Annotated in this window: 8 protein-coding genes; 4 read left to right on the forward strand and 4 right to left on the reverse strand. The window is 71.1% G+C overall.

Going from position 1 to position 8521, the window contains the following annotated elements; genetic code table 11:
* Positions 1-12: 12 nt before the first annotated feature.
* Genes H305_RS0141515 through H305_RS0141525 form a run of 3 tightly spaced genes read left to right on the forward strand, consistent with a single transcriptional unit; the run spans position 13 to position 2527 of the window.
* The gene (locus H305_RS0141515; protein WP_028805647.1) at positions 13-1152 is read left to right on the forward strand and encodes an ABC transporter ATP-binding protein; all 1140 of its coding nucleotides are present in this window, start codon (positions 13-15) and stop codon (positions 1150-1152) included.
* Positions 1149-1856, forward strand: coding sequence for an ABC transporter permease (locus H305_RS0141520; protein WP_028805648.1), 708 nt, complete (start codon positions 1149-1151; stop codon positions 1854-1856). The genes H305_RS0141515 and H305_RS0141520 overlap by 4 nt, the downstream gene beginning before the upstream one ends.
* Positions 1853-2527 carry an ABC transporter permease gene (locus H305_RS0141525; RefSeq protein ID WP_028805649.1) on the forward strand — a complete coding sequence of 225 codons (675 nt, stop codon included), beginning with the start codon at positions 1853-1855 and terminating at the stop codon, positions 2525-2527. The genes H305_RS0141520 and H305_RS0141525 overlap by 4 nt, the downstream gene beginning before the upstream one ends.
* A 113-nt stretch (positions 2528-2640) precedes the next feature.
* Here H305_RS0141525 and H305_RS0141530 read toward each other — a convergent pair whose 3' ends face one another.
* From H305_RS0141530 to H305_RS55505, 4 genes are read right to left on the reverse strand one after another with little or no spacing between them, the layout of a single operon-like run.
* Positions 2641-3252, reverse strand: a complete 612-nt coding sequence (locus tag H305_RS0141530; RefSeq protein WP_078629515.1) for an ATP/GTP-binding protein — start codon at positions 3250-3252, stop codon at positions 2641-2643.
* Positions 3203-3631, reverse strand: coding sequence for a DUF742 domain-containing protein (locus H305_RS0141535; RefSeq protein WP_037767121.1), 429 nt, complete (start codon positions 3629-3631; stop codon positions 3203-3205). The genes H305_RS0141530 and H305_RS0141535 overlap by 50 nt, the downstream gene beginning before the upstream one ends.
* Positions 3632-3691: 60 nt before the next feature.
* Positions 3692-4165, reverse strand: coding sequence for a roadblock/LC7 domain-containing protein (locus H305_RS0141540; RefSeq protein WP_051371572.1), 474 nt, complete (start codon positions 4163-4165; stop codon positions 3692-3694).
* Between the two features lie 2 nt (positions 4166-4167).
* The gene (locus H305_RS55505) at positions 4168-6993 is read right to left on the reverse strand and encodes an ATP-binding protein (RefSeq protein WP_051371573.1); all 2826 of its coding nucleotides are present in this window, start codon (positions 6991-6993) and stop codon (positions 4168-4170) included.
* Between the two features lie 343 nt (positions 6994-7336).
* On the opposite strand from H305_RS55505, the gene H305_RS0141550 reads away from it, so the two are divergent.
* A complete protein-coding gene (locus tag H305_RS0141550; RefSeq protein ID WP_028805653.1) occupies positions 7337-8296 on the forward strand; it encodes an ABC transporter substrate-binding protein in 960 nt (319 codons plus the stop codon).
* Positions 8297-8521 lie beyond the last annotated feature (225 nt).

Below are 8521 nucleotides of genomic sequence, written 5' to 3' on the forward strand. Positions count from 1 at the left end.
GGGTTCCGACTCTTGATAGCCATCGAAGATGTCAGCAAGCGGTACGCCGACGGCACGGTGGCCGTCGACCGCCTCTCCCTGCAGATACCGGACCACTCCATCACCGTTCTCGTCGGACCCTCGGGCTGCGGCAAGACCACCACGTTGCGCATGATCAACCGCATGGTCGAACCCAGCAGCGGAACGATCCGGGTCAACGGCGAGGACATCCGCAGCCGGCCCGTCAACGCGCTGCGCCGGTCCATGGGTTACGTCATCCAGAACGCCGGGCTCTTCCAGCACCGCACGATCCTGGACAACATCGCCACGGTGCCGCGGCTCCTCGGCTGGTCCAAGGAGCGCGCCCGCGCCCGCGCGGCCGAACTCATGGAGCGGGTCGGCCTCGACCCGGGCATGGCACGCCGCTATCCCTATCAGCTCTCCGGCGGCCAGCAGCAGCGCGTCGGCGTCGCCCGCGCCCTGGCCTCCGACCCTCCGGTCCTGCTCATGGACGAGCCGTTCTCCGCGGTCGACCCGGTCGTCCGGCGCGGCCTCCAGGAGGAGTTGCTCCGCATCCAGGAGGAACTCGGCAAGGCCATCGTGTTCGTCACCCACGACATGGACGAGGCGATCACCGTCGGGGACCACGTCGCCGTGATGCGCACCGGGGGCAGGCTCGCCCAGTTCGCCTCGCCCGACGAGCTGCTCTCGTCGCCCGCCGACGCGTTCGTGGAGGAGTTCCTCGGCGCCGATCGGGGCATCCGCGGGCTGTCCTTCCTGTCCACCCGCGAGCTCACACTCGACCGCACGGCGGTCTTCCCGGTGGGCTCCGACTGGCAGGCGATCGCGGGGCGTGCGGACGCGCCCGCGCAGGTGCTGGTGACCGACACCGGCGGCGGGCCGCTGGGCTGGGCCGATCCCACGGCGTGGGGCGGCGAGGTCGAGGCGCTGGAGCCGCATGGGCAGACCTTCGAGGTGGGCCGCGACTCGCTGCGGGTCGCGCTGGACCGGGCGGTGCTGTCGCCCACGGGTCAGGCGGTCGCGGTGGACGGCGCGGGACGGGTTCTCGGGGTCGCCGGGCAGGAGACCATCGCCGCCGCGATCCGTGCGGCGCGCCGGCAGCGGGCCGCGGGCTCCGAGCCGGGTCCGTCCCAGGTCGAGGCCGCACGATGAACGGCTTCTTCGACATACCGAGCGACCTCCAGCACAGCTATCTCGGCCTGATCTCCTGGCACATGCAGGAGGCTCTGATCCCGGTGCTCGTCGGCCTGTTGCTGGCACTGCCGATCGGTCTGCTGTGCGTCCGCTTCAACTGGGTCTACGCGCCGGTGCTGTGGGTCACCACCGTGCTCTACGCGATCCCGTCGCTGGCCTTCTTCGTGGTGCTCATCGACTACACCGGCCTGAGCCGGCTCACGGTGATGATCCCGCTGTCGCTGTACAGCCTGGTGATCCTCGTCCCGTCGGTCGTCGACGGCGTCCGGTCGGTCCCCGAGGAGACGAACGCGGCCGCGGCGGCGATGGGCATCGGCCTCGTCCGCCGGTACTTCCAGGTCCAACTGCCCATCGCCGTACCGGCGATCACGGCGGGGCTGCGCGTGGCGACCGCCTCCAGCATCAGCCTGGTCAGCGTCGGCGCGCTGATCGGCAACCAGGGCGCGCTCGGCAACCTGCTCACCACCGCGATGTTCTACCACCGGCCGGTCCTGGCGGTGAACTCGGTGGTCACCACCGCGGTCCTCGCCGTCGTGGCCGATTCCCTGCTGGTACTGCTGCGACGGGTGCTGACGCCCTGGCAGCCGCCGTCCGCGCGCAGGGCGGGCCGCGGCAGGGCCACGACCGCGGGCACCGCCCGCACCCCGGAGAGCGTCTCGTGAACGTAGTCGAATTCATCCGGTCGTTCTTCAGCGACGGCTCCCACTGGCACGGCTACGACGGCATCCCGCAGCGCGTCTGGGAGCACGTCCAGTACTCGGTCTCGGCCCTCGCCATCGCCACGGGCATCGGTCTGCCGATCGGCCTGGTCACCGGGCACACCGGCCGCGGCGGCAACGCGCTGGCCTTCGTGTCGTCCGCGGCCCGCGCGCTGCCGACCTTCGGTCTGCTGGTGCTGATGTTCGTCTGGCTCGGCATCGGCATCACGCCGGTGATGATCCCGCTCGTGGTGCTGGCGATCCCGCCCGTGCTCATCACCACCTACGAGGCGGTCCGCAACGTGGATCCCTCCCCCGTCGACGCCGCCCGCGGCATGGGCATGCCGGAGGGGAAGATCCTGCTCCAGGTGGAGGTCCCGGCGGCGCTGCCGCTGATCCTCAGCGGTCTGCGCTCGGCGGCGATCCAGATCGTGTCGACGGCGACGATCGCGGCCTATGTGAGCCTCGGCGGGGTCGGCCGCTACATCGTGGACGGCCTGTACCAGCGCGACTACGAGAAGGTGGTCGGCGGCGCCACGCTCACGGCCGTCCTCGCCCTGCTCGTGCTGGCGCTGTTCTGGGCGGTGGCCCGGGTGGCGGTCTCCCCCGGCGTGCGCAGGCGTCGTACGGCCTGAGAGCCACGCACGGCCGCGTCGGCGGGCGAACGCACCTTGGGGGGTGGGCCGCGGCCCAGCCCCCGGGTAGGTACCGGAGGGGACGGGTCACGACCCGTCCCCTCCTCACTTCCTCACTGTTCCGCGGTGGCCAGCGCGTGTTCGAGGACGACGAGCAGCGCGTCGCGCACCGAACCGCGTTCCCGCGCGTCGAACACGGTGAGGGGCACGTGGTCGGCGACGTCGAGGGCCCATCGCACGTCGTCGAGATCGTGCTCGACCTTGCCGTCGAAGGCGTTGACGGCCACCGCGAAGGGGATCTCGCGGTGCTCGAAGTAGTCGACGGCCGCGTAGCAGTCGTCGAGCCGGCGGGTGTCCACGATGACGAGCCCGCCGAGCGCTCCCTCCACGAGGTCGTCCCACATGAACCCGAACCGCTCCTGGCCGGGCGTCCCGAAGAGGTAGAGCTTCAGGGTGGGGTCCAGGGTGACGCAGCCGAAGTCCATGGCGACGGTCGTCGTCATCTTCTCCGGGGTGTGTGTGAGGTCGTCGACCCCCGCGGCGACCGAGGTGATGGAAGCCTCGGTGGTCAGCGGCTCGATCTCGGATATGGCGCCGACCGTGGTGGTCTTGCCGACACCGAAGCCACCCGCGATCACCATCTTCACGGGCAGGGGCGGCTGGGGCCGCTCGCCGTCAGCCCTCACGGATCGCGCCCCTGGAGTCGGGGACAGCTCGGAGACCATCGATAACCCTTCGCAGTACGGTGACATCGCGTTTGGAGTGGGCCGGTGCGTACAAGGCCAGTTGGCCGTCGGCGCGCAGATCGTCGGCGAGGACCCGGATCACGTTCAGGTGCATCCGGAGCTTCGCCGCGATCTCCGCGAGCGACTGCGGCTCCCGGCAGATCGCGATGATGTCGCGGTGCTGCTCGAAGACCAACACGTCCAGAGCCGCCAGCCCCAGATCGGTCGCGACCACCTGGGTCTCGATCGGGATCGGCGGTACCAGACTGTCGCCTCCGGCGATCCGCCCCGCGGTCAGCAGGAACGGCCGGACGAACGACGCGGGCGGTTCCGCTTCCCACCCGGCGTCGTCGATGGCCGATGGCTCACCAGCCGTCATCACGTCGTCCCCCTTCACCTCTCGGGGCCGTCACCGGTCGGCGTGAGGCCCCGTCGGACATCAGCCGGCCGGCGTGACGCCCACCGTGTTCTTCAGTTCCATGACCAGCTGCGGGCTCAGCACCGCGCCGGCCCGGTTGGCGAAGAGGGTCATCTCGTACGCGATGTTGCCGAGCTTCGCCTCCTTCGAGGCGACGACGCCGAGCACCGCCCCGGCGCCGAGCGCCGACACCAGGACGTGGCCTTCCTCCAGGTCGATGATCACCTTGTTCAGCGCGCCGAGGCCGTAGTTGCCCGACGCGCCCATGGCAAGGCTGGTGATGCCGGAGACGATCGCCGCGAGCCGCTCGGAGTCGGCCTGGCCGCGCTGTTGGGACACCGCGATGAGGAGTCCGTCGGAGGAGACGCCGATCACGTCGACGACACCTGCCGTCTCCGTGGCGAAACGATTGAGCAGCCAGTTGAAGTCGGCAGCGGCGGCCTTCACGTCGGTCGCCGGTTCCGCGGTCCGGGGCTCCGGCTCGCCTGTCCACATGGTCACTTGCTCGTGCCTTCCGGGAATGAGGGTCTGCTGTTGTCCGTGCTGGGGTCGTTCCGGGCGCCGGGCCGGTCCCCCGGCCCGGCGCCCGTGCCGAGGTCCTGGGCGGAGGTCTCGCGGTGCGCCCGCAGGACGGCGGCCTCGAACTCGTCGATCTCGGACCGTGCCGCCTCCGCGTCCGAGGGCTGCCAGGCGGGCGGGCGCGGGTTCGTGACGGGGGGCCGTTTGGGCAGCCGGCTGGACGCGGTGGTCGCCGACAGGGTCGCGCCGCGCACCCGGCGCCGCAGCGGCCCGGCCTGGCCGGGCCGCAACGGGGAGCCCGTCCCCGGCACGGGGTCCGCACCGGTTCCGGGGCGCGCGGCGAATCCGCCGTCCGCGCCCGGTGCCGTACCCCGGCCGCCGGGTCGGGACGCCTCGGCGCCCCTGTGCGGTAGGCCGGTACCGGTCGCCCTGGCTCCGGCGTTCGGGACGGGGGCTCCGGGGGCCCTGCCGCGTGCGTTCGGCGCAGGGGTCCCGGGGGCGCCGGCTCCCGTGAGCGGCCCGGTGGTTCCGAGGCGCGCGGCTCCCGCGCCCGGGGCGGCCGTTCCCTGACCGCCGGTGCCAGGCCGGGGCCCAGGCGTGCCGGCGGCGCTCCCGGGGTGGGCCAGTGCGCCCTCGCCGCCCATGCCGCCGGCCGGTTCCGCGTGACGCGCGTGACCGGGGGCCTCGCCGGGCCGGGGCCGCGCCGGAATCCTGCGCGGCAGCCCCGAGGAGCCGGACGGCGTCTCCACCCGTGCGGGGCGCGGCTCTCCCGCGCCGGAGCGGCGGGCGGGCGGCAGGATGTGCGCCGCGCCCTGTGCCGGGCCGGCGAGCAGCAGATGGGACGCGGGGACGGCGACGGTGGCCGTGACACCGCCGCCGGGAGTGCGGGACAGGGCGACTTCGATGCCCCAGCGGCGCGACAGTCCGCCCACCACGAACAGGCCGAGCACCTCCGTGGGTGCCAGGTCGAGCCGTTCACGGCGGATGAGGCGGGCGTTCTCCTCCACCAGCCGCTCGGGGCTCATGCCGAGGCCGTGGTCGATGATCTCGACGAGGGCGCCGCCGGTGCCGTGCCGGGGACGGATGACCACTTCGACGCCGCTGGTCGCCGGGGAGAACATCACGGCGTTCTCCAGCAGTTCGGCGAGCATCAGCGTGAGGTCGCCGACGATGTCGGGCACGACGGTGACATCGCCCTCCGCGTGCGGGGTGACCCGCTGGTAGCCCTCGATCTGGCCGAGCGCGGCCCGGACGATGTTGCTGAGCCGCACCGGGTCGGTGTTCTGGCCCGTCTCGCTGATTCCGGCGAGTAGCATGAGGCTGTCCGCGTTGCGCTGGAGACGTACGGCGATGTGGTCGATGCGGTAGAGCCGGTCGAGGACCTCGGGGTCGGTCTCGCCGCGCTCCACCGAGTCGATCAGCGCGAGTTGACGCGCGGTCAGGTTGCTGACACGGCGGCCGACGTTGCCGAACATCTCGGCGATGTTGCGGCGGCTGACGACCTGGCGCTCCAGCAGGGCGGCCGCGGTGATCTGAACCTGGTTGAAGGCCTCGGCGAGTTCGCCGATCTCGTCCCGCACGGGCACGGGTACGGCCTCCAGCCGCGGCGGCCCCGCGTCGTCGGCGTCGTCGTCCGCGACCCGGGCGAGCTCGGTCTCGGCGGCGGTGGCCACGTGCTGGGCCGCACCGGTGAGGGTCCGCACCGTCCGCACCACCGAGCGGCGCACCAGCACGGAGAACAGGAGCCAGGCCCCGAAGGCGAACAGCGTGCCCGCGATCAGCCAGGCCACCTGCCACCAGGCCCTGTTCGAGGCGTCCTGGGTGCCGGCGGCGATCTCGTCGATGAGCCCCTGGACGACCTTCAGCCGGTTCTGCGCCTGGCGTTCGTACGTAGGGTCGGCGCGCAGGGCGTCGTCGAGCGCGGCGCGCAGCTGGGTCGCGTTCTCGGCGACCAGGGCGCTGGGATCGACCTGGAGGGCGGCCCAGTGCTGCGTGATCACGCTCTGGTACGGGTTGTGCTCGATCTCGGCGAGGTCGTTGCTCTGTTCCTGGTCGGCGAACCGGGTGAACCGCTCGGCCTGGTAGGTGTACTGGTCGTAGTCGCCGACGGCGCCGGTGAACTCGATCAGCGCGTTGGGGTCCCGGGTGCGGGCGGCGAAGACGCTGGTCTCGAAGGAGGCGTGGGCGGTGTCGGCGCGCAGCAGCGCGTCGAGCAGATTGCCCGCGGACGAGGACGACTCACTGCCGGACTGGCCGAGACCGAGGCCGTTGATGAGGCCTTCGATGACGGACCCGTACGCGGGGTCGATGTTGTCCGCGGGGATGGGGCCCTGCTCCACCGTCTTGCGGAGGCTGTCGAGGCCCTCCAGTTCCTTGAGCGCCTGCGCCTCGGCCTCGGGCAGCCGGTCCCCGTAGACCGACCGCACGGCCGCGATCTGCGCGGCGACTTTCTGCTGCGACTGGAGATAGGCGGCGGTGCCGGGCGCGCTGTCGCCCGTGCGGGCGGCCTCGTGGCGCAGGGAGACGAGGAGCGCTTGGCGGTGCTCGGTCTGAACACCGTCGATGAGCTTGGTCACCTGCACGCTGTCGCGGGCGAGTTGGGCGGTGTCGGCGGCGGACCGCGCGCGGTCGATCTGCCCGTAGACGACGTAGGAGAGCATCGCGGAGACGACCGCGAGCGGGACGATCACCAGGACGTTGAGCTTCCGGCGGAAGGGCCAGCGGTCGAGGAGGGGCGGCGTCCTGTCTGTGCGGGGAGCCTTCGACGCCTGTGCCGGGGTGACGGCTCGTCTGTGCGCGGGCACCCAACCTCCTTGACTTCGTTCCCCGTGGAAGCCCGTTCGCCAGGGCAGAGTGGATCAACGGTCGCGACGGCATGGTCAGGCCGACAAGTGGAACAAGGCCCTCGACGCGGCCCACACTAGCCGCTGCCGCAAGAGTGCGGCCATGATCAACCAAAAAGTGACATGCGAACGAGCCGGTTTCACACGCATATTGACCGCGTTGCGCACACGGGGTGGAGCCGCTCGGTCCCCTTCGGTGATCTATTCGTGTCTTGACGGTCCGCGAGACGGCTCGATTGGATCGTCTGGACCGTCCACACCCCCGCGCTACGGCCAAAACCGCCCCACCACATGCCAAGTCTGGATGACCAAAGTGACCATCGCCAGAAGTACCAGAAAATCCGCAACGTACGCTGTCTCCCTGCTGGTTGCGGCCTCGGCCGTACTGACGGGCTGCGGTTCGTCCGACGACTCCGGCAAGAGCGACCCGTTGAAGGGTGACACCGCCAAGGGCGGCACGGTCGTCGTCGGTTCGAACAACTTCCCCGAGAGCATCCTGCTCGCCGACATCTACGGCGAGGCTCTGAAGTCCAAGGGGATCAAGGTCAGTTACAAGCTGAACATCGGTAGCCGCGAGACCACCTATGGTCTGATCAAGAACGGCACCATCACGGTCCTGCCCGAGTACAACGGCGCCCTGCTCGCCTACCTCGACGCCAAGGCGGCCCCGAAGACGGTCGACGAGACCACGACGGCGATCAACGCCAAGCTGGACTCGAAGCTCACCCTGCTGAAGCCGTCCACGGCCGAGGACAAGGACGCGGTCGCGGTCAACGAGGCGACGGCGAAGAAGTACAGCCTGACGGACAAGTCGACGATCGCCGACCTCGCCGACGTGGCGAAGGACATCGTGATAGGCGGCTCGCCCGAGTTCCAGACCAGGCAGCAGGGGCTGAAGGGTCTGAAGTCCGTGTACGGGCTGGACTTCAAGTCCTTCAAGGCCCTCGACGCGGGTGGCCCGCTGACCGTGGCGGCGCTCAAGGGCAACAACATCCAGGCCGCGGACATCTTCTCGACGGATCCCGGCATCGCCAAGAACAAGTTCGTGGTGCTCCAGGACCCGAAGAGCCTCTTCGGCTTCGAGAACGTGACGCCGCTCGCGTACAAGAGCGGTCTCTCCTCGGAGGGTGTCTCCGCCCTCAACGCCGTCTCGGCGAAGCTCGACACGGAGACCCTGGTCAAGCTCAACGGCCAGGTGCAGAACGACAACAAGGACCCGCTGGACGTGGCGAAGGAGTGGCTGACCTCGGCCGGCCTGTCCTGACGACCGCCGGGCCTGCGACCGCCGGGCCTGCGACCGGCGGGCCTGCGACCGGCGGGCCTGCGACCGCCGGGCCTGCGACCGCCGGGCCTGCGACCGCCGGGCCTGCGACCGCCGGGCCTGCGACCGCCGGGCCTGCGACCGCCGGGCCTGCGACCGGAGCGTACTTCCGCTCCGGCCGCAGGCCCGTTCACCGGTTTGGCGCGCCGAGCCGGGACTCCGGCTCGG

The organism is Streptomyces sp. 142MFCol3.1 (assembly GCF_000424945.1).
In the GTDB taxonomy this organism is placed as follows: domain Bacteria; phylum Actinomycetota; class Actinomycetes; order Streptomycetales; family Streptomycetaceae; genus Streptomyces; species Streptomyces siamensis.

Bases quoted from the DNA above. Each gene is read 5' to 3' on its own strand.
- H305_RS0141550 (WP_028805653.1), top strand. From the start codon at position 7,337: ATGACCAAAGTGACCATCGCCAGAAGTACCAGAAAATCCGCAACGTAC.
- H305_RS0141530 (WP_078629515.1), bottom strand. From the start codon at position 3,252: ATGGTCTCCGAGCTGTCCCCGACTCCAGGGGCGCGATCCGTGAGGGCT.
- H305_RS0141540 (WP_051371572.1), bottom strand. From the start codon at position 4,165: ATGTGGACAGGCGAGCCGGAGCCCCGGACCGCGGAACCGGCGACCGAC.
- H305_RS0141535 (WP_037767121.1), bottom strand. From the start codon at position 3,631: ATGACGGCTGGTGAGCCATCGGCCATCGACGACGCCGGGTGGGAAGCG.
- H305_RS0141520 (WP_028805648.1), top strand. From the start codon at position 1,149: ATGAACGGCTTCTTCGACATACCGAGCGACCTCCAGCACAGCTATCTC.